Origin of the sequence: Deinococcus phoenicis (genome assembly GCF_000599865.1) — a bacterium.
Lineage (GTDB): Bacteria > Deinococcota > Deinococci > Deinococcales > Deinococcaceae > Deinococcus > Deinococcus phoenicis.
Genome location: NZ_JHAC01000025.1, coordinates 106,455 through 124,066, shown reverse-complemented (window position 1 = coordinate 124,066; position 17,612 = coordinate 106,455). Strand labels below are relative to the sequence as shown.

Annotated in this window: 18 protein-coding genes; 10 read left to right on the top strand and 8 right to left on the bottom strand. The window is 70.7% G+C overall.

Annotated elements, in window-relative coordinates:
• Window positions 1–24: 24 nt before the first annotated feature.
• A complete protein-coding gene (locus DEIPH_RS08120; RefSeq protein ID WP_034356571.1) occupies window positions 25–1,488 on the bottom strand; it encodes a CHASE2 domain-containing protein in 1,464 nt (487 codons plus the stop codon).
• Window positions 1,472–3,049 carry a FecR family protein gene (locus DEIPH_RS08115; protein WP_051517243.1) on the bottom strand — a complete coding sequence of 526 codons (1,578 nt, stop codon included), beginning with the start codon at window positions 3,047–3,049 and terminating at the stop codon, window positions 1,472–1,474. The genes DEIPH_RS08120 and DEIPH_RS08115 overlap by 17 nt, the downstream gene beginning before the upstream one ends.
• 116 nt (window positions 3,050–3,165) lie before the next feature.
• Here DEIPH_RS08115 and DEIPH_RS08110 point away from each other — a divergent pair, with 116 nt between their 5' ends.
• Together DEIPH_RS08110 and DEIPH_RS08105 are read left to right on the top strand one after the other, a co-directional pair.
• A complete protein-coding gene (locus DEIPH_RS08110) occupies window positions 3,166–5,058 on the top strand; it encodes an ABC-F family ATP-binding cassette domain-containing protein (RefSeq protein ID WP_034356568.1) in 1,893 nt (630 codons plus the stop codon).
• 36 nt (window positions 5,059–5,094) lie between these two features.
• On the top strand, window positions 5,095–5,637 hold the full coding sequence (locus DEIPH_RS08105) for a DUF402 domain-containing protein (RefSeq protein ID WP_051517242.1): 543 nt from the start codon (window positions 5,095–5,097) through the stop codon (window positions 5,635–5,637).
• Window positions 5,638–5,647: 10 nt separating this feature from the next.
• On the opposite strand, the gene DEIPH_RS08100 is transcribed toward DEIPH_RS08105, so the two are convergent.
• From DEIPH_RS08100 to DEIPH_RS20795, 5 genes are all read right to left on the bottom strand, one after another.
• Complete coding sequence (locus tag DEIPH_RS08100; protein WP_034356563.1) at window positions 5,648–6,994, bottom strand: erythromycin esterase family protein; 1,347 nt, start codon at window positions 6,992–6,994, stop codon at window positions 5,648–5,650.
• Window positions 6,995–6,998: 4 nt separating this feature from the next.
• Entirely contained in the window at window positions 6,999–7,586 is a 588-nt protein-coding gene (locus DEIPH_RS08095) for a phosphoribosyltransferase (RefSeq protein ID WP_235183198.1), read from the bottom strand.
• Window positions 7,587–7,771: 185 nt separating this feature from the next.
• Window positions 7,772–8,353, bottom strand: a complete 582-nt coding sequence (locus DEIPH_RS08090; protein ID WP_235183197.1) for a nucleoside/nucleotide kinase family protein — start codon at window positions 8,351–8,353, stop codon at window positions 7,772–7,774.
• A gap of 86 nt (window positions 8,354–8,439) precedes the next feature.
• On the bottom strand, window positions 8,440–9,660 hold the full coding sequence (locus DEIPH_RS08085) for a toxic anion resistance protein (RefSeq protein ID WP_034356555.1): 1,221 nt from the start codon (window positions 9,658–9,660) through the stop codon (window positions 8,440–8,442).
• A gap of 133 nt (window positions 9,661–9,793) precedes the next feature.
• On the bottom strand, window positions 9,794–10,396 hold the full coding sequence (locus tag DEIPH_RS20795) for a FlgD immunoglobulin-like domain containing protein (RefSeq protein ID WP_034356552.1): 603 nt from the start codon (window positions 10,394–10,396) through the stop codon (window positions 9,794–9,796).
• Between the two features lie 84 nt (window positions 10,397–10,480).
• Between DEIPH_RS20795 and gatC the strand changes: the two genes are divergently transcribed.
• The 5 genes from gatC to DEIPH_RS08055 all read left to right on the top strand — a co-directional run bounded on the left by gatC (window position 10,481) and on the right by DEIPH_RS08055 (window position 15,189).
• Window positions 10,481–10,771 (top strand): Asp-tRNA(Asn)/Glu-tRNA(Gln) amidotransferase subunit GatC, encoded by a 291-nt coding sequence (gatC, locus tag DEIPH_RS08075; RefSeq protein WP_034356850.1) that lies wholly within the window; start codon window positions 10,481–10,483, stop codon window positions 10,769–10,771.
• A 64-nt stretch (window positions 10,772–10,835) separates the two neighbouring features.
• The gene (gene serS / locus DEIPH_RS08070; protein WP_034356549.1) at window positions 10,836–12,128 is read left to right on the top strand and encodes a serine--tRNA ligase; all 1,293 of its coding nucleotides are present in this window, start codon (window positions 10,836–10,838) and stop codon (window positions 12,126–12,128) included.
• Between the two features lie 70 nt (window positions 12,129–12,198).
• Window positions 12,199–12,762, top strand: a complete 564-nt coding sequence (locus DEIPH_RS08065) for a hypothetical protein (protein WP_034356546.1) — start codon at window positions 12,199–12,201, stop codon at window positions 12,760–12,762.
• 47 nt (window positions 12,763–12,809) lie between these two features.
• The gene (locus DEIPH_RS08060) at window positions 12,810–14,753 is read left to right on the top strand and encodes an endonuclease (RefSeq protein WP_034356544.1); all 1,944 of its coding nucleotides are present in this window, start codon (window positions 12,810–12,812) and stop codon (window positions 14,751–14,753) included.
• 31 nt (window positions 14,754–14,784) lie between these two features.
• Window positions 14,785–15,189, top strand: coding sequence for a hypothetical protein (locus DEIPH_RS08055; RefSeq protein WP_034356541.1), 405 nt, complete (start codon window positions 14,785–14,787; stop codon window positions 15,187–15,189).
• A gap of 141 nt (window positions 15,190–15,330) precedes the next feature.
• On the opposite strand, the gene DEIPH_RS08050 is transcribed toward DEIPH_RS08055, so the two are convergent.
• Window positions 15,331–15,624, bottom strand: coding sequence for a hypothetical protein (locus DEIPH_RS08050; protein ID WP_034356538.1), 294 nt, complete (start codon window positions 15,622–15,624; stop codon window positions 15,331–15,333).
• Between the two features lie 175 nt (window positions 15,625–15,799).
• Between DEIPH_RS08050 and DEIPH_RS08045 the strand changes: the two genes are divergently transcribed.
• The 3 genes from DEIPH_RS08045 to DEIPH_RS08035 all read left to right on the top strand — a co-directional run bounded on the left by DEIPH_RS08045 (window position 15,800) and on the right by DEIPH_RS08035 (window position 17,566).
• Window positions 15,800–16,324, top strand: a complete 525-nt coding sequence (locus DEIPH_RS08045; RefSeq protein WP_051517240.1) for a hypothetical protein — start codon at window positions 15,800–15,802, stop codon at window positions 16,322–16,324.
• Window position 16,325: 1 nt separating this feature from the next.
• Entirely contained in the window at window positions 16,326–16,955 is a 630-nt protein-coding gene (locus DEIPH_RS08040; RefSeq protein ID WP_034356533.1) for a ComF family protein, read from the top strand.
• Between the two features lie 92 nt (window positions 16,956–17,047).
• Window positions 17,048–17,566, top strand: a complete 519-nt coding sequence (locus DEIPH_RS08035; RefSeq protein WP_034356530.1) for a hypothetical protein — start codon at window positions 17,048–17,050, stop codon at window positions 17,564–17,566.
• Window positions 17,567–17,612 lie beyond the last annotated feature (46 nt).

The following is a 17,612-nucleotide window of genomic DNA, read 5'->3' as shown; positions in this document are numbered from 1 at the left end:
TTTCAATCGGAGTCGGAGTCCGGATCACTCCCCCTGTTCGCGCTGGTACTTCATCCGGTAGCGGCTGCGGCTGGCGGCCTCGATCAGTTCGGTGGGGGTGCGGACCTCGGGGCCGGTGGTCGCGCCGCCGACACTGGCGCGCAGGGACAGGTCACGGTAGGTGAAGTCCTCCAGGGTCCGCTGCACCTTCTCGGTGAGCGGTCCGAGGTCCCCGGGACCGGTGTTGTCGAGCAGCACGGCGAACTCGTCGGGACCCCAGCGGAAGACCACGTCGCCCCGGCGTTTGTGGGTCTGGAGGCGGGCCGCCAGGCCGCGCAGCACCTCGTCCCCGGCGGCGCGGCCATACGTCTCGTTGACCCGGCGAAAGCCGCTGAGGTCCACCAGCAGCAGGCCGATGGGGCGGCCCTGGCGGCCCGGCCAGCGGTGCTCGACGGCCCGGGTAAAGGCCAGGCGGTTGCCGAAGCCGGTGAGCGGATCGCGGGTGCCCAGGTTCCGCAGCGTCCACCAGCGTTCCAGGCCGACCAGGGCGGTTCCCAGAATCGCGGCGAGCGAGACGGTCATTCCCGGAAACAGCACGTTGACCTGCCAGAGCGGCACCGCCAGTCCCAGCGCCGCCAGCGCGATCACGAAGCCCCACAGGCCCCGCACCAACACGGCCCCGACCGCCACGGCCACACACAGCAGCAGCGTGAGCCACAGCGGCAGGCGCAGCAGGGGCGCGCCCAGCAGCGTGGACACCGCCCTGGCCTGGAGCAGCACGGCGGGCGTGACCTCGCCAGCGGCGTCGCGGCGCGTGGCTCCGGGCAGGCTCTCGGCGGTCAGGCCGATCAGCACGACCCGGCCCTGGAGGTCCCCGAAGCGCACGTTGCCGTTGACCACGTCGCGGAAGGGAATGATCGACAGGCGGGCGGGGTCGCTGCGCACGTGGCGCAGCAGCCGGGGCGTGGTGTCGAGCGGCACAGGTTGCCCGGCATTCACGGCGAGCTGGCGCGCGAAGCTGGGTCGCAGCGCGCCGCTGCGGTCCTTGTAGGCCGTCTGGAAACTGCGGACCGTGCCGCCCGGTCCGGTATTCAGCGTGTTGACGCCCGTCGGTGAGCGCCAGCCCGGGGGCAGGTCGAGGGTCTGGCCGGGGGGAGTGGCGAGGACCACGTTCGGGCGGGAAAAGAGGTCGGCCAGCCCCGTCTCGCTCTGGGCCAGGTCGGACAGCCCCACGTCGAGGCCGATGGTCTGAACGCCCGCCTCATCGAGCGTGCGCAGGGCCTGCCCGTACAGTTCGCGCGGCCAGCCGGACAGCCGGCCGTAGTCGCGCAGCGAGGCGTCGTCGATCCCGACCACCACCACGCGCGGGTCGGGCGGGCTGGGAAGCGCGCGGTTCAGGCTGTCCCACAGCCGGTCGTCGTTCGGCAGCAGCAGCGCCAGCCCCGCCGCGAGCAGCGCCGCCGCCGGCACCATGTAGCGCGTCAGCGAGCGTTCAGGGGAGGACCGCATGAGCCTCGTTTCCCGCCTCGTCCCGGACACTCAGGCGCGTGGGCGTGCCCGGTGCGGGGGCGGGCAGGGGCAGCCGGAAGGTGCCCTCGCCGCCCGTCAGCGTGACCGTGCGGGTAAAGCTCTCCCCGCCCAGCTGCACCGTGAGGCTCAGCCGCCCGCGTCCCCCCGCCGGTCCCGCGTCGCGTACGGTGCCGCTGACCAGCAGCAGGCTGCCCTCGTTTTCCGCACGCAGATCGCTGAGGGTGGGAGGCGTGCGGTCGAGGGTCACCCGCAGCGTCCGGGTCCTGACCTGGCCGCGCCATTCGGCCCGCACCACGACCGTATGGGTGCCCTCGGACAGCGGCGGAGCAGAGGGGAGCAGCTGGAAGTGCCCCGTCCCGCCGACGGGCGTCAGGGGGAAAGTGCGGGTTCCCACCTGCGCCGTGACGCGGGCACCCGGCAGGCTGGTCGCGCTGAGGGTCAGGTCGCGCAGGGGGTGCGGGGCCGGGTCGACCTGCAAGGTCAGCGGCTGGGTCCGTTCGGCGTCGAGGGGCTGATTGAGGTGGCCCAGGGCCGCCGGACCCCCCGCCTGCGCGCCGCTCCCGAACACTCTGACCAGGCGGCCCGCCTCCACCTGGAACACGCTGCCGCGTGCGGCGGTACTCAGGATGGAGGCGCTCGCGGCGGCCTGTGCCGTCCCGCCGGAGGTGCCGGACACCACGTTCCAGGCGCTCCCGCGCGTGAGTTGCAACGTCACCTCCTGGCCCCGGGCGGTGCGCTCGCTGCCGCGCACGCCCAGTTCGCTCTGTGCCTGGAGCCGCAGGTAGCCGCCGCCCGTGAAGCCGACCTCCGCCCACGCGCCGCTCCCGGTGAGCAGGCGCTCGCCGGCCTGCAAGACTTCCCCCACCCCCGCGATCTGCCGGGTTCCCCCGCTGGCGACATAGACCGGACCACGGGTGGCCTGCACCGTCGCTTTGCCCAGCCCGGTGAACTGCGCGGCGTACCAGGGGTCCGTCTCCGTGAAGGGCGTGACCTGTCCGGTCTTCAGGGCGGCCTGCTGCCCCGCCGCCAGCCGAATGACGCGCGCGCCGAGTGCCAGCCGGGCGTTTCCTCCCAGCACGGCGACCCGCCCCGGCCCGCTTGCCCCGCCCAGGTCCACGCGCGCCTGCGCGCCCCGCTCCAGCACCAGGTGGTTGCCCAGCACATGCACCCCGACCGGTCCCCCCAGCAGGAACTGCCCGCCTTGCAGGTCCGCCTCACCCTGGAAGACGCGCAGGCGGGAGGTGGGGCCGACCAGGAGGGTCCCCGACCGGCCCCCGGCGGTACTCGCCAGCCAGGCCCGGCCCGCGCCCGTCCGCAGCCCCAGCCGCACCGGAGAACGGTCGCTCACGGCCCGCCACGCGCCCCCCTCCAGCAGCACCTCGGCGCGGCCCAGGACCTGCTGAACCGTCAGCGGAACGGCCTGGGCCTGTGCGGGCGCTCCGCCGATGGGCAGCCCGGTCGTGAGCAGCGCAGCCAGGGCCAGACGCAGAGGCGGGGCGGTTCGGGCGGCGGGCAGCCACGGGGCAGCAGTGGCTCTCATCGCCTCAGTCTACAGAAAGGAGCTGGGCGAGAGGGGCAAACCGCCGGGAAAGACCCGTGACGGGCGGGCCGCGAGCGAAACCGGCCAGACCCTATCCGGCCCCTATACTGCGGGGCGTGCTTGTTGCCGTTCAGGACGCTACCAAGGAGTACGGGCCGCTCACCGTCCTGTCAGAGATCACGTTCGCCGTGGAGCCTGGCGACCGGGTGGGCCTGGTGGGCCGCAACGGGGCGGGCAAGAGTACCTTGCTGCGGCTGCTGACCGGCGAGGTGCTGCCCGACGGCGGGACGGTCCGGCGCGCGCCCGGCGTCCGGGTCCGCGCGCTGAAACAGGACCCCACCTTTCCCCCGGACGCCACCGTGGACAGCGTGCTGGAAGCGGCCTTCCACGATCTCGACGCGCTGGAGGCCGAGCTGAGTGCCGCCGCTGCGGCCATGGACAGCGGCACCCCCGAAAGCGTGCTGCACCACGAGGAAGTCCTGGAACATTACGTGCGCCGGGGCGGCTTCGAGCGCCGCAGCCGCAAGGAGGCGGTGACGCTGGCCTTCGGGTTCCGGGGCCGCGAGAATGACCCGGTGTCCGGCCTGTCGGGCGGCGAGCGTACCCGGCTGGGCCTGGCCGCGCTGCTGGTCGAGAACCCCGACGTGCTGCTGCTCGACGAGCCGACCAACCACCTCGACATCGTGATGGTGGAGTGGCTGGAAGCCTTCCTGGGCCGCTACCCGGGCGCGGTGCTGGTCATCAGCCACGACCGCGCCTTTCTGGACACGGTGACCAACGAGACGGCCTATCTGCGCGGCGGCACGCTGCGGGTCTATCCGGGGGGGTACACCACCTTCCGCGAGACGCTGGACGCCGAACTCGAACAGCAGGCCGCGCAGCACGCGCAGGACGCCCGGCAGATCGCCAGCCTCCAGGCCAGCGCCGACCGCATGAAAATCTGGGGCCTGGGCATGAGCAAACTCGCGCGCCGCGCCAAAGCCATGCAGGCCCGCGTGGACCGGATGCAGGCCCGCGCGACGGCGGCCCCCCCAACCGACGAGCGCACCACCCGCATCACCTTTCACGCCCCTGGGAGCGGTGACGTGGTACTGGACGCGCGGCATATCAGCAAGTCGCTGGGCGGGCGCACCCTCTTCCGCGACGTGAGCGTGCAGTTGCGTCGGGGCGACCGCGTGGCGATCATCGGGCGCAACGGGGCGGGAAAAACCACGCTGCTGCGCGCCCTGCTGGGCCTGATCCCCAGCGACGATCCCCCGAATGGCCCCCACGCGCGCGTCCTGACCGGTGCCCGCGTCAGCGTCGGCTACTACGATCAGGCCCTGCGCGGCGTGGACCCCGACGAAACCCTTTACGACGTGGCCCGCGAGTACGTCCAGAAGGACCAGGAGGCCCACGACCTGCTCGGCACCTTCATGTTTCCCTACGACCAGCACGACAAGCAGGCCCGCATCCTCTCGGGCGGCGAACGTGCCCGCCTGGCGCTGCTCAAGCTCGCGCAGGAAGACCACAACCTGCTGGTGCTCGACGAGCCGACCAACCACCTCGACATGGAGATGGTGGAGGCCCTGGAAGACGCCCTGACCGCCTTTGCGGGCACCCTGCTGATGGTCAGCCACGACCGCGCCTTTATCGAGGGCCTGGCCGACCGCATCTGGCTGATCGAGGACGGCCAGTTCTACGAGTACCCCGGCTGGGAGGACTACAAGGCCAAGCACCGCCCGGTTCAGGTGGAAGAGGCGCAGCCGGAGGTCAAGTCGGCTCCCAAACCCGCCGCCCCCAGAGGCAAGGGTCTGTGGCACCTCAAGCGCGAGGTGGAGGCGGTCGAGGCCGACATCGCCCGGCTGGAAGCTGAACTCATGGACGCCCAGGCCGCCCTCGCCAGCGCCCCGCCCGACGCCGATTTCGTGACGCTGGGGCAGGCCGCGCACGACCTCGAAGCGCAGTTGGAAGAGAAGATGCACCTCTGGGGTGAAAAGCAGGCGGAGGTGGAAGCGCGGGGGGGCTAAGTTGTCTGGAGGTTGGACAGCGTTTACGCTCGGGGAGTGAAACGTAAGGGCAACGATTATGCCGCGTGGTTCGGAGTGGGTGAGCAGCAGGTCATAAAGGTGCCGGGTGGTTCGATTGTGGATTATCGCCCTGGCATGGTTGAAACGCCGTTGGATGTGACCATTCTCGGTCAGACAGTCCGAGTTTTGGCTAGCGGATACCGCTGGGTAGACTTTATTCCTACCGCCGGGCATCATGCCCTCAAGGTCCAAATGAATGAATGGGGCGTTCCGCTGCAACTGTATGTGGACGTTTTCCGAGAGTCTGGCATTGACGGTAATGGGGTGCCCTGGATCAATGACCTCTATCTGGATGTGGTGGCGCTTTGCGAAGTGCGTCTGGATGGGGAATGGCACGTAACAAAAGCCGAAATTATAGATGCGGATGAGCTGGAAGACGCTCTGGCGGAAGGCCGTGTGAGTCAGGGGGATGCAGAACTATCCTGGGAACAGGCCCGTGTGGCGGAGGCGGCGTTACGGGAGCAGAACTTCGCTTTGGTGGAAGTCATCAGGCAGTACGTTCGGGGCGCGTCTACCTGAACACGCCTTCTTATTCCCCCGTCGGAAAGGTATCCGGCACCTCCCCCTCCGGCTCTGCGCCTGCCGCTCCGTCCAGCGGCACCACCGCGCTCGTCTTGTCGAAATGGAGGAGAGCGTCGTACATCTCGCTCAGGCGGGTGTGGACGTAGTGGCTCCAGCGTTCGGTCTGCGGGGCGTAGATCACGCCGATGAAGCGTTGCAGCCGCTCGGGGCGCAGGCCGTCGGTCGCCGCGTTCTGCTCCCGCAGGTCGAGCCAGAAGTCACCCCCGCTCACCTCGTGAAACACGTCCTCGACGCTGCCCGGCAGGCCCGGGCGAACGCGTTTGGTGCGGGCGGGCGTGTCCCAGTCGTCGGCGGCGGTGACGGTGCCGTGGTGGGTACTCAGCCCGACGATAAAGGTGTCCTCGGGCCAGCGTTCGCGGGTCAGTTGCCCCAGGTTGAGTTCGCCGCGCAGCCAGCCCATTTCACTGGCGCGGGCGTCGCCCAGGTGCGAATTGTGCGCCCAGACCACGATCTTCTGCGGGCGGCCCTGGCTCTCGCCGTGTCGGGCGAGCGCCTCCAGCGTCTCGGCCATGTGAGCATCGCGGATGTTCCACGACTCGTCGCGGCCCCGGAACATCGCGCGGTAGTAGTTCTCGGCGTTCAGGGCCAGCCGCGCGTTTTGCTCGGCATAGAAGTGTTCGTCCCCGCCCAGTGGCCCCCCGGCCAGTTCCGCCTCCCGCCGCTGGAGTTCCAGGAGTTGCTGCACGGCGGCGTCCTCGCAGGGTTCCCGGCGCCCATACTCGGTGGCGTAGCCGTAGGCCTGCGGATTCTCCCCGAACTGCTCGAAGCAGGCGTAGCGCTGCCTGGCCCGCTGCGCCGCTTCGGGGTCCACCCCTTCCAGATATTCGACCACCGCGTTCATCGACCGGTGCAGGCTGTAGAGGTCCAGGCCGTAGAAGCCGGCCACCCCGTCCGGATAGCGCTCGTTGTGGTCGCGCAGCCAGTCCACGAAGCCCTGCACGTCCTCATTGCGCCACATCCATTTGGGGAAGCGCTGGAAGTCCCGCAGGGCCTCCAACGCATTCTCGTCCTCGCCCTGGCCGCGCACGTAGCGGTTCACACGGTAGGCGTCGGGCCAGTCGGCCTCCACCGCGACCGCCGTGAATCCCTTTTCCTCGATCAGCCGCCGGGTCAGCCGCGCCCGTTCGCGGTAGAACTCGTGGGTGCCGTGTGAGGCTTCCCCGATCAGCACGAACCGCGCGTCTCCGATGCGGTCTAACAGATCGTCGTAGTCGTCTGCGGCTCCGGTCAGTGGGCGGGCGACGGCACGCAGGGCCTGAATGAGGGCAGCTTCGGGATGGACGCGCTGGGTCATGGCTTCACTCCTCGGGCTGGACTGTGCTGGGTTGTGGAGAGGCGGCGCGCGTCAGCAATTCACGCACCTCCTCGTCGCTGGTTTGGTGAAAGTCCCGGTAGAACTGGCCCACCGCCATGAAGTCCGGCGGAGTGAGGAGGCAGACCACCTCGTCAGCCTCGGCTTTCAGGGTACGGCAGACCTCGGGCGGGGCCACCGGCACGGCGACCACCACGCGGGCGAGGGAGAGGGCACGGAGCGCTTTCAGACCCGCGCGCAGGGTGGCCCCGGTCGCCACCCCGTCGTCCACCAGCAGCACGGTGCGGCCCTGGATGGGTGCGGGCGTGCGCCCCTCACGGTAGGCGCGTTCACGGCGGGCGAGTTCGGCCTGTTCGCGTTTCTCTGCGGCGGCGATGGCCTGGGGCGTCACCCCCGCGCGGCGCACCACGTCCTCGTTCAGGACACGCACGCCGCCGGAAGCAATGGCCCCCATCGCCACCTCCTCGTATCCGGGCACGCCGAGCTTGCGCACGAGGAACACGTCCAGCGGAGCCTTCAGCGTGTGCGCCACCTCGTAGGCCACCGGCACCCCACCGCGCGGCAGGGCCAGCACGGTCGTGTCCGGCCAGGGATGGAGGTCGAGCAGTCGGGAAGCGAGTGCCCTCCCGCGTCCCGGCGGTCGAGAAAGCGGTCCTGGGGCATGGGGAACCTCGTTCCCGATTGTGGTCGCCCCGGCCGGATGCTGCCAGCCGGGTTCGCTTCATGGCGTGTTGGCGGGGCGCTCATGCGCCACATCGTTCAGGCCCGGGCCGACGCCCGGACCACGAACGGTGCCTGTAAATCGTTGTTGTCCACGACCACGCCCGCGTGCCGCTGCGGATCGGCCTCGCGGAAGTACAGGCGGTTTCCCTCCACGTAACGGTGGTTGGACTCCGCATGCGGGTCGGGGGAGCCGTACCCCGGTCCCCGCGCCGCCCCGCGTGGCACGGAAATCTCGAAGTCCACATGCAGGAAGACCGAATCGTCCCACAGGTCCCGCAATTCGGGGCGGTGCAGAAACAGCCCGTCGAGGAGCAGGATGCTGCCTTCTTCGGCCACCCGTTCCGGCAGTTCTACCGGCGCGTCGGTGACATGGTCGAAGATTGCTGGCCGGTAGCGCCCGGAGCCGCCCGGCCCGAGGGGACCGAGCAGCGCCGCCCGCAGGCCCGGACAATCGTAGGAATCGCGGTAGAAGCCTTCCGGCGAGGTGCGGCCCCGCCGGTAGCGCACGGCTCGGGGCGCGTGAAAGCCGTCCACCGAGGCGTGGATGACCGTTCGCCCCCGCGCCCGCAGCACCTCCGCCAGTTCGTCCGCAAAGGTCGTTTTTCCCGCGCCGTCCACCCCGTCCACCGCCACCCGCAGGACCGGGCGGGCAGGCTGGGCGTCCAGCCGGTCCGCGAGGTCGCGCAGCAGGGCCGCCCGCCGACTCAGAGTTTCAAATCCCCCTTCTCCGTCACGCTGAGGCCCTGCGCCACATCGCGCGAGGCCGTTTGCCGCTCGCGGTCCAGGTACGTCTGCGCGTGGCTGACCTCGCGGTCGAGGACCTGAATGGTGTCCTTGAAGCGGTCGAGGGCCTGCGCGCGGTAGGTGCTGATGGCGTCGAGCGCCCCGTACACCTCGCGGAAGGCGGCCTGGATGACCTGCGGGTCCACCGTCGCGCTGCCCGCCTGCTTCTGGATCTCGGTGGACTGCTGCCGCAGCAGGCTGGCCGTCGAGCCGATCATGCGCCCGGTCGTGTCGTTGAGCGCGGTGACCTGCCCCAGCACCGCCTGCTGCGTGCCCAGCGCCTGCGCGACCATAATCGCGGTCCGCAGCGCGCTGACCGTGGTCGTCGTGGCCCGGTCCACCCCCTTGATCAGTTCGAGGTTGTTGCGCCGCACCAGGTCCAGCGCGAGGTAGCCCTGAATCCCCACCGCCAGTTGCGTCAGCAGATCGGTCACGCGCTGGCGCACGGCGAACAGCAGCTCCTCGCGGACGATGCGGGCCTTTTCGGGGTCGTTCTGTTCCAGCAGGGCGAGGCGCTGCGTCAGGGCGTCGTCCACCGCCTTGCCGACGTGGGCGTACTGCCGCAGCTTCTGCATCGTTTCCCAGAGGTGGACCTTTTCGGTCTCGATGCTGGCGTTGTCGCGCCGCAACTCGTCCTGAGAGCGGTAGAGCGTTTCCAGAATCGCGTTCAGGTGGCTCTGGGCGCTCTGGTAGCGGTCCAGTGCGTTCTGCGCCTTGCGGCCCCCCGGCAGCTTGCCGAAAAAGCCGCGCACGGTCGGCGTGCGGCTGGGGTCGAGGTCCTCTACCGTGCGGCGCAGGTCGGTCAGGCCCCTCAGGATGTCGCTGCCCTCGGCCAGCGCCCCGGCTTTGGTCGTTCTGAGGGGGCGCTCCAGCATCCGGCTCGACACCTGCGCCGCCGCGCGCTGCTCGGGTGCCCCGAGGTCATGCACGGCGTCCAGCTTGCGTTTGAACTCGGGGCTGTGCGTTCCGGCGTGCAGCACGTCCTCGACGAAGGCGCGCGCCAGCGTGTCCAGCCGCGCGCGGTCCTCGCCGGAGAGCGGCACCATGTCCGGGGCGTCCTGCGCGGGGACGGCGGGGACCGCTTCCGGCGCATTCAGCAGCGATTCGGGCGGCGTGAGGGGACCGGGCCTGTCAGCACTCATGCCCCACAGTACGCACCGGGGACGTGAGAGGTTGCATCCGGCAAAAGGCGGAGGGAGCCGAACTGCCCCCCGCTGCCGGGGAGGGGCCGCCGGGCAGAGGAGGGCGCAGAAGGGATCACAGAAGGGATCGGGGTCAGCGCAACGTGACCGGCACCTCGGGCGGGCGAATGGTGACGTGGCGGTCCCAGAACACGGCGCGCAGCGTGTAACTGCCCGCAGGCAGAGGCTGGCCGCTCGCGTCCTTGCCGTCCCAGCGCAGGCTCAGCACGTCGCCCGTCTGGCCGGGGGCCACGTCGGTGATGACCAGTTGCATGGTGCAGATGGTGTTGGTCAGGGCGGGGCGCACGATATTCCCGGCGGCGTTCAGCACCTCGAACTTGAGGTCGCAGGCCCCGTGTTCCAGGTGAATGGCCGTCTGCCCGGTGTTGGTGAGTTGCAGCGTCCAGACGCCCTGGGTGCCGCGCGTCAGCGTGGACGGCCCGGCCAGGACAGCCCGGTGCGCCTGCCCCAGCGCGGGGCCGACCGGCAGGCTGGAGGGCGTGGGGCGGGGGGTGGAGGTGGGAGGCGTGACGGGCGCTGTGGGCGCGGGCACGGGGAATGTCGGCGCGGGCAACGTCGGCGCAGGCAACGCGGGGGCCGACCCGCCCGGCGGAAGCGCGGGGATGTCCCGCACGTCGATGGCACAGGCGAGGGTGCCGCAGGTCAGGGCCAGCGTCAGCAGCAGTCTGGAAATCATGCCCCAGCGTCTCCCGCCGTCCCTGACGCTGCATGAGCCACCCTTCAGGTCCCCCGTATACTCCCTTTCATGATGAATGCCGGCATGATTGACGCGGCCCAGATCGAGCATCTCGCACGCCTCGCCCGTCTGGAATTGACCAGGGAGGAGCGGGAGACCATGCAGACGGACCTCAACAGCATCCTGGGGTATTTCGAGCAACTCAGCGCGGTGGACACCAGCGGCGTCGAGGAAATGCAGCGCCCGGTGGACCTCGTGAACGTGCTGCGCGACGATGTGCCCGGGGCCACGTTCGGCCCGGACGTCGTGGCCGCCCTCGCCCCCGAAGTGCAGGACGGCTTCGTGCGCGTGCCCCGCACCGTGGAGGCCGACTGATGGCCGGCCTCAGGGGCGGCCCTTCGCCTTTCTTGCAGACGGCTGACCGTCTCTGGAGGCTCTGATGCTCGACCTCAAGTTCATCCGCGAGAATCCGGGGGCGGTCCAACACGCCACCGAGGTCAAGGGCGTGAAGCTGGACCTGGGCGAGCTGCTGCGGCTCGACCGCGAGCTGGTGGCCCTCAAGCAGCGCGTGGAGGCGATGCAGACCGAGCGCAACGCGAACGCGAAGCTGGTCCCGAAGGCCACGCCCGAGGACCGCCCCCACCTGATCCAGAAGGGCAAGGACCTGGCCGAGGAACTGCGGGGCCTCGAACCGCAGCTCCGCGCCCACGAGGACCAGCTCCGGCAACTGCTGCTGCGCGTGCCCAACATCCCGCACCCCAGCGTGCCGGTCGGCAAGGACGACACCGAGAATGTCGAACTGCGCCGTGAGGGGCAACTCCCGCAGTTTTCCTTCCCGCCGCTCGACCACGTCGAACTCCTCGAACGCCAGGGCTGGGCCGACCCCGAGCGTGTGGCGCGGGTGAGCGGCAGCCGCTCGTATCTGCTCAAGGGTGACGCGGTGCTGCTGGAAATGGCCGTGCTGATGTTCGCCATGGACTTTCTGCGCGGGCGCGGCCTTACGCCGCTCAGCACCACCGCGCTGGTGCGGCCCGAAACCTTTGTCGGCTCGGGCCACTTCCCCGGCGGCGAGGATCAGGTCTACAAGATCGAGGGCGACGAACTGATGCTGGCCGGGACCGCCGAGGTGCCGGTGAACAGCCTGTACGCGGGCGAGCAGCTCCAGGGCGAGCAATTGCCGCTGGCCTTCGCGGCCATCAGCGCCGCTTTCCGCAGCGAGGCGGGGTCGGCGGGGCGGGACGTGCGCGGGCTGATTCGCGTCCATGAGTTCCGCAAGGTCGAGCAGTACGTGATGACCCACGCCGACGAGGCCGAGGCCCTGCGCTGGTTCGGCGTCATTCTGGAGAATGCCGAGGCACTCCTGCGGGCGCTGGAACTGCCCTACCGCGTCGTCCAGAACTGCACCGGCGACATGGGCGCGGGCAAGGTGCTGATGTACGACATCGAGACCTGGGTGCCCAGCGAGAACCTCTACCGCGAGACGCACTCCTGCTCCTACCTGGGCGACTGGCAGGCCCGCCGCACCGGCCTGCGCTACCGCGACGAGGCGGGTAAGCTGGTCTACGCCCACACGCTGAACAACACCGGCATTGCCGCCCCACGCATCCTGGTGCCGCTGCTCGAAAACCACCAGCAGGCCGACGGGACCATCCGGGTGCCGCAGGCGCTGCGCCCCTACCTGGGCGGGCGGGACGTGCTGGGCGTGCCGGTGCGGGAAACGGCGGAGGCATAGGGGGCTGCTCTTTTGCCACCCAGAGGGTCGGGTCAGGTCGCCCGGCCCTTTTTCCTGTAGCTTGCGGCACATGCGGGCGCGTTGGCTGTTGGCTCTGGTTCTCGGTCTGTCACTGAAGGGCGCGGCCTTCGCAGGCGGCGCAAACGGCCCCACCGCCTGGCTGGGCAACCGGGTGGACGTGGCGCAGACGGCGTTCTGCCGCGTGAACCGTTGCAGGTTGGAGAGCGTGCGGCAGAACACCGAAGCCTATGAGGGCTGGCATGACGGGACGCATCACATCTACCGGCTGCGCGGGGGCGAGCGGCTGGAGGTGGCGGTGCGGCCGGGTGGCTGGATCAGCAACGCCTTTTTGTTCTTTCCGAACCCACCCACTCTGAACGGTCGGGCCGCCATCACACCGGGCGGGCACCGTCTGGCCGCCGAGTTCCTGAGTGCCGTCACGGGGCGGTGGTTTTCTGCGGGGGCCGTGGCGGCTTGTGACCGCGCGGGGCAGGCGGCGCTGGCCCGTGACCCGGACGTCTACGGTCCCCCCGAGGCCCTGAGCCGCTGGACGACCCCGGCGGGTCTGCCCTACCGCGCCCGCTGCGGCGTGACCTGGCAGCTCGGTGTCTGGGCCGGGTGGCAACAGGCCTGAAGGTTCCCCCGGTCACCCTCCTCACCCCTCACCCGTTACCCTGTCCTATGGACATTCCGCCCGAGGTGCTGGCACAAACCCAGGCCCGCTTCATCCGCCGCGACGCCGAACGGGGGCAGTGTCAGGCGAAGTTGGACGCGGGGGGGCCGCTCGCCGCCGACTCGCAGGGGCGCGTGGAGGCCCGCCTGACCCGGCTGGGGGTGCCTCTCCCCGAGGCGCGGGCCGTGGCGGAAGGCCACGAGGATGCCCTGACTGTCGCGGCCCGTCTCCCCGACGACGCCCGGCTGCCGCTGGAACGCGTGATCGGGGCGAACGACCTGGTGGGCGTGGCTTACCTGGACCTGGCCCGCTCGGCGGCGCGGGCGGTGGGGCGCATCGTGCTGAAGGACGCGCGGGGCCGCACGCTGGGCTTCGGGACCGGCTGGCTGTGCAGCCCCCACGCCGTCCTGACCAACCATCATGTGCTGGAGGACGCGGGGGCCGCCCGTCCATCCGTCATCGAGTTCAACTACGAACTGAAGCCGGACGGCACGCTGCGCGACCGGGTCACGCTGACCCTCGACCCGGACGCCCTCTTTCTGACCTCGGTGCCGCTGGACTACTCGCTGGTGGCAGTGCGGGGGGAGACGTCCGCTTTCGGCTGGCTGCCCCTCTTCGGCACCACCGGCAAGGTGCTGGTGGGCGAGGCGCTGAGTATCATCCAGCACCCCAGCGGCGAGCCGAAGCAGGTGGCGCTGCGCGAGAACCGGCTGGTGGACCTGCTGCCCGACTTCCTGCACTACGAGACCGACACGGCCCCCGGCTCCAGCGGCAGCCCCGTGTTCAACGATGCCTGGGAGGTCGTGGCGCTGCACCACAGCGGCGTGCCCCGCACGGACGCCCAGGGCCGCACCCTGCGCCGTGACGGCCAGCCCCTCCAACCCGGCGACCCCGACACGCTGATCGACTGGATCGCCAACGAGGGCGTGCGCGTCAGCCGCATCGTGGAGGACCTGCGCGCCCGGCCCGATGCCACGGGGAATGCCCTGGTCGCGGAGGTGCTGGCCGCGAACCGTCCGCCCGTGGTGGGGACGCCCGGGGGGCAGGAGAGGGGTGCCGCCTCCCGCGTGCTGGACCTGGGGGCTGTCACCGTGGGGGCGGACGGCGTGGTGGCTATCCCCCTCACCCTGCGGATGAGCGTGAACGGGGGAGAGGCGCAGCGGCCTGGCCCCGTTCCGTCCCCGGCCCGGCCCTACCTGGACCCGCAGGACGCCGGGCAGGCCGCGGCCTATTACGCGGGCCTCCCCGAAGGCGGCACTCCCCAGGCCCGTTTCCTGGCCCTCTCGGAACTCGTGACGCGCACGCACACCCGCACGCCCAGTTACGACCCGGCAGACGAGCTGTATCCCTGGGTGGACCTCTGGCCGGATGGAAAGTTGCGGAGCCTCTACTCGGCCCGCGAACATCGCCCGGAAGAACTGATCGCCGCCGACCGCGCCGCCCAGGAACGGCGCGCCGCCCTGGCCGCCCGCGAGAATCTCCGTGTGGACGCGCTGGAAGACGCGCTGCCGTACAACTGCGAACACGTCGTTCCGCAGTCGTGGTTCGGCAAGCGCGAGCCGATGCGCGGCGACCTGCACCACCTCTTCGCCTGCGAACCCGGGTGCAACTCCTTCCGGGGGAATACGCCCTACTTCGATTTCCCCGACTACGGCGAGGCCCTGCGGACCGACTGCGGCCGGCGCGACCCCGGCGAGTTCGAACCCGCCCACGGCAAGGGGGCCGCCGCCCGCGCCACCCTCTATTTCCTGCTGCGGTATCCCGGCGTGGTCCGGCAGTACGCCGGGCGCCATCTGGCGACGCTGCTCGCCTGGCACGCCGACGAGCCGCCCGCCGACTGGGAGCGCCACCGCAACGCCGCTATTTTTGAGCGGCAGGGCAACCGCAATCCGCTGATCGACCATCCGGAGTGGGCGCAGGGGGTGGCGTGGGGCGAGGGGCTGGGGCGCTGAAACGCCCGCCCGCGCGCTGTACCCTCCTCGCATGAAGACCTCTCCCACCTCCGCCCGCACCGACAAGGGTGTGCGCGGCTTCGATCTCGACCTGCACGTCACCTTTGCCCGTCCGCTGGCCCGCGAGTCGGCCCTGGCCGTGCTGCGCGCCGCCGAGGGCTTCACGGTGGACCTGTATGCCCCGCACGGCCAGCCGGACGCGCCCGTGCCCTCCGCCCGCCTGACCGGCCCCCTGCGCGACCCGGAAGCGGTGCGCGCCGCTCTCCGCGCCTGGCTCCAGGGCGAGGCGCGGATGGTCGAGGTCGGTCTGCACGGCTTCCTGCGGTCCTCCACCGGCCAGACCGACTGGATGCCCTGGCGGCGTAATGTGGTCCTGCCCCGCGCGGACGTCGGGCGCGTGGCCTTCGAGGAGGGCGTGAAGTACGTGCTGGAATAGAGCATTTGTCAAAAAGAGACTTCTTTTTGACCGAGCGAAGCGAGTGAAAGAGGGAGAGCGTTTGGGAGAATGGAGCCGGAGGAGGCGCTTTTTCTCCTCCGGCGTAATTCGGACAAATGCTCTAAGTTCCGGTGGGCGGTGTCAGGCGCTGAGGGGCAGCACCAGCGCCCGCGCCTTGGCCGCCTCGTCGAGCTGGGGGCGCAGCACCAGGACATGCAGCCGCACGTCGGGGCGCAGCAGGTACGGCAAGCAGGTGTAGGTCAGGGTCAGCAGCGCCTTGCGGGCCTGGGCCTCCGCGTCCCCGTGCGGAATGCCGCGCAGCACCAGCACGGCCTGCGCGCCGCTTCCGCTGGCCCACACGTCCACCGTGCCGAGCTGATCGACGCCCTGGTGGTCGCGGTACTCGAATTGATGGGCCTGCCTGAGCAGCTGCATTCCTCTTCACTCTCCTGGTCTGGCTCCTGACCCGCCTGGTCTGGAGCCGTGCTGCCCAGTGCCCCCTGTTGGGTCCCGGTCCAGCTGAACTGTCGCTACCTGCCCAGGGTAAGGGCTGAACATGTGGCCTTTGTCCCGCTGCCCCGCTCCGTTGCCACCGCTCTACAATGGCGGGATGACGGGGGGAGGCCTCAGGGAGATGCTGCTGGAGTTCCAGGGGTACGTCCTGGCCTACCGGCTGCGGACGGCGGTGGGGGGCCGCGTCCTGCCGGCGGGGGCGCTGCTGACCCTCGCGGAATACGCGGCGCGGCGGCTGGAACGCCAGGACCTCGCGCGGCGGCTGGTGCAGACCGGGCTGGACCCCCGGCAGGTGCAGCGGCTCGAAGCCCTGTCCGGCGAACTGATGTTCGGCTTCTGGCTGAACCCCGCCGAGGTCGCCGCCTTCCTGCGGGCCGCGCGGCGGCAGGGCGGGCACCCGGCCCTGGGCGACCCGGCCGCCTTTGCCGTCCTGCTGACTTCCGCCGAACAGGCGCGGCTGGGCGACCTCGGTGTGCGGCTGGTGTGCGCCCATCACCTCACCTGCCTGTCGCTGGCCTCGCCGCTGCTCGATCCGGACGCGCTCACGGACGTCTGGCAGCGCGTGGAGGCCACCACACCGCCCCTGTTCGTGGACGAACTCGCGCTGGCCGGTCAGGTCTAGGATGCCCGCCCTGGACCTCCTGCGCGCGCTTCTGCCGCGCCGTTGCCCCGGCTGCGACGGCCAGCTCGGGCGGGAGGCGGGCCTGTGCGCCCGCTGCCGCGCTGGCCTGCGGCCCCGGGTCGAGGCCCATTCGCCCCTGTCACCCCGTGCAGCAGGTCACCTCGTCACGCTGGGCGAGTACCGGGGCGTGACCCGCCGCGCCGTCCGCGCCCTGAAGTTCGGCGGGGCGCGGGACCTGGCCGGCGCGCTCGGCGGGGCGCTGGCAGACGGCGTTCCGGCGGCGTGGAACGTCCGCGCCGTCGTCCCCGTACCGCTGCACCCGGGCCGCGAGCGGGAGCGGGGCTTCAACCAGTCGGAGCTGCTGGGGCGGGCGGTCGCCGCCTCCCTGGGGGTGCCGTGTGTCCCCGCGCTGCGCCGCACCCGCGCCACGGCCCAGCAGGCCCGCTTGCACGCCGCCGAACGGGGGACGAACCTGGCCGGGGCGTTCCAGGCCGATACCTGCCGCCTTCCGCCCGGCCCGGTCCTGCTGCTGGACGACGTGATGACCACCGGCAGCACGCTCCTCGCCTGCCGGGACGCGCTGCACGCGGCGGGCGTGCCACAGGTGTACTGCGCGGTCGTCGCCCGCTGAAGGCTTTTCCCTGACCTGCGCCTGACGCCTCCTGCCGCCCTGTTCACGTCCGGCGCAGCGGCAACTCATGCGGGCGCGCTACCGTGCGGCCCATGAAGGTTTCCCTGCCCGCCACGCTCGCCGCCGCCCTGCTGAGCAGTGCCCTTGCCGGCACGGCGGGTGCCCAGACCCTCGTGCCTTTCAAGGACCCCAAGTTGCCCTTCACGGTCAGCCTGCCCAAGGGTTGGCTCGGGGCGAACTTCGCGGACGGCAGCAGCGGCGTGAGCGTCGTGTCGGCCAAGGCCCCGCCCGCCACCCTGATCCGCCTGCTGTTCATGCCCAAGAACGGCAAGGCCGCCGACGTGAACCAGGAGTTCCAGGGCTTCGAGGCGGGCGTGAAGCAGACCGGCGGCACCCTCCAGCAGCTCAGCAGCAAGGCGGCCCGCTACGGCGGCGTGAGCGGCGTCGAGCGCGAGTACAGCCTGACCCATCCCAAGGGCAAATTGCGCCTCCGCATCTGGTTCGGCAACGGCGCGAAAAACCTCTATTCCTTCCAGGTGACCGACACGCCCGAGCGGTACGCGGCCAGCAGTGCCCTGTTCAGCAAGGTGCTCGCCAGCGTCCGCTTCTGATCCGGCGTGGGTGGGCGGCCGACCGGAGGGGTGCCCCCTTTCCTCC

Coding starts and splice junctions, on each gene's coding strand:
- DEIPH_RS08050 (WP_034356538.1), bottom strand. CDS start 15,624: ATGCAGCTGCTCAGGCAGGCCCATCAATTCGAGTACCGCGACCACCAG.
- DEIPH_RS08120 (WP_034356571.1), bottom strand. CDS start 1,488: ATGCGGTCCTCCCCTGAACGCTCGCTGACGCGCTACATGGTGCCGGCG.
- DEIPH_RS08035 (WP_034356530.1), top strand. CDS start 17,048: ATGAAGGTTTCCCTGCCCGCCACGCTCGCCGCCGCCCTGCTGAGCAGT.
- DEIPH_RS08055 (WP_034356541.1), top strand. CDS start 14,785: ATGAAGACCTCTCCCACCTCCGCCCGCACCGACAAGGGTGTGCGCGGC.
- DEIPH_RS08115 (WP_051517243.1), bottom strand. CDS start 3,049: ATGAGAGCCACTGCTGCCCCGTGGCTGCCCGCCGCCCGAACCGCCCCG.
- DEIPH_RS08060 (WP_034356544.1), top strand. CDS start 12,810: ATGGACATTCCGCCCGAGGTGCTGGCACAAACCCAGGCCCGCTTCATC.
- DEIPH_RS08040 (WP_034356533.1), top strand. CDS start 16,326: ATGCCCGCCCTGGACCTCCTGCGCGCGCTTCTGCCGCGCCGTTGCCCC.
- DEIPH_RS20795 (WP_034356552.1), bottom strand. CDS start 10,396: ATGATTTCCAGACTGCTGCTGACGCTGGCCCTGACCTGCGGCACCCTC.
- DEIPH_RS08085 (WP_034356555.1), bottom strand. CDS start 9,660: ATGAGTGCTGACAGGCCCGGTCCCCTCACGCCGCCCGAATCGCTGCTG.
- serS (WP_034356549.1), top strand. CDS start 10,836: ATGCTCGACCTCAAGTTCATCCGCGAGAATCCGGGGGCGGTCCAACAC.
- DEIPH_RS08045 (WP_051517240.1), top strand. CDS start 15,800: ATGACGGGGGGAGGCCTCAGGGAGATGCTGCTGGAGTTCCAGGGGTAC.
- DEIPH_RS08100 (WP_034356563.1), bottom strand. CDS start 6,994: ATGACCCAGCGCGTCCATCCCGAAGCTGCCCTCATTCAGGCCCTGCGT.
- gatC (WP_034356850.1), top strand. CDS start 10,481: ATGATTGACGCGGCCCAGATCGAGCATCTCGCACGCCTCGCCCGTCTG.
- DEIPH_RS08065 (WP_034356546.1), top strand. CDS start 12,199: ATGCGGGCGCGTTGGCTGTTGGCTCTGGTTCTCGGTCTGTCACTGAAG.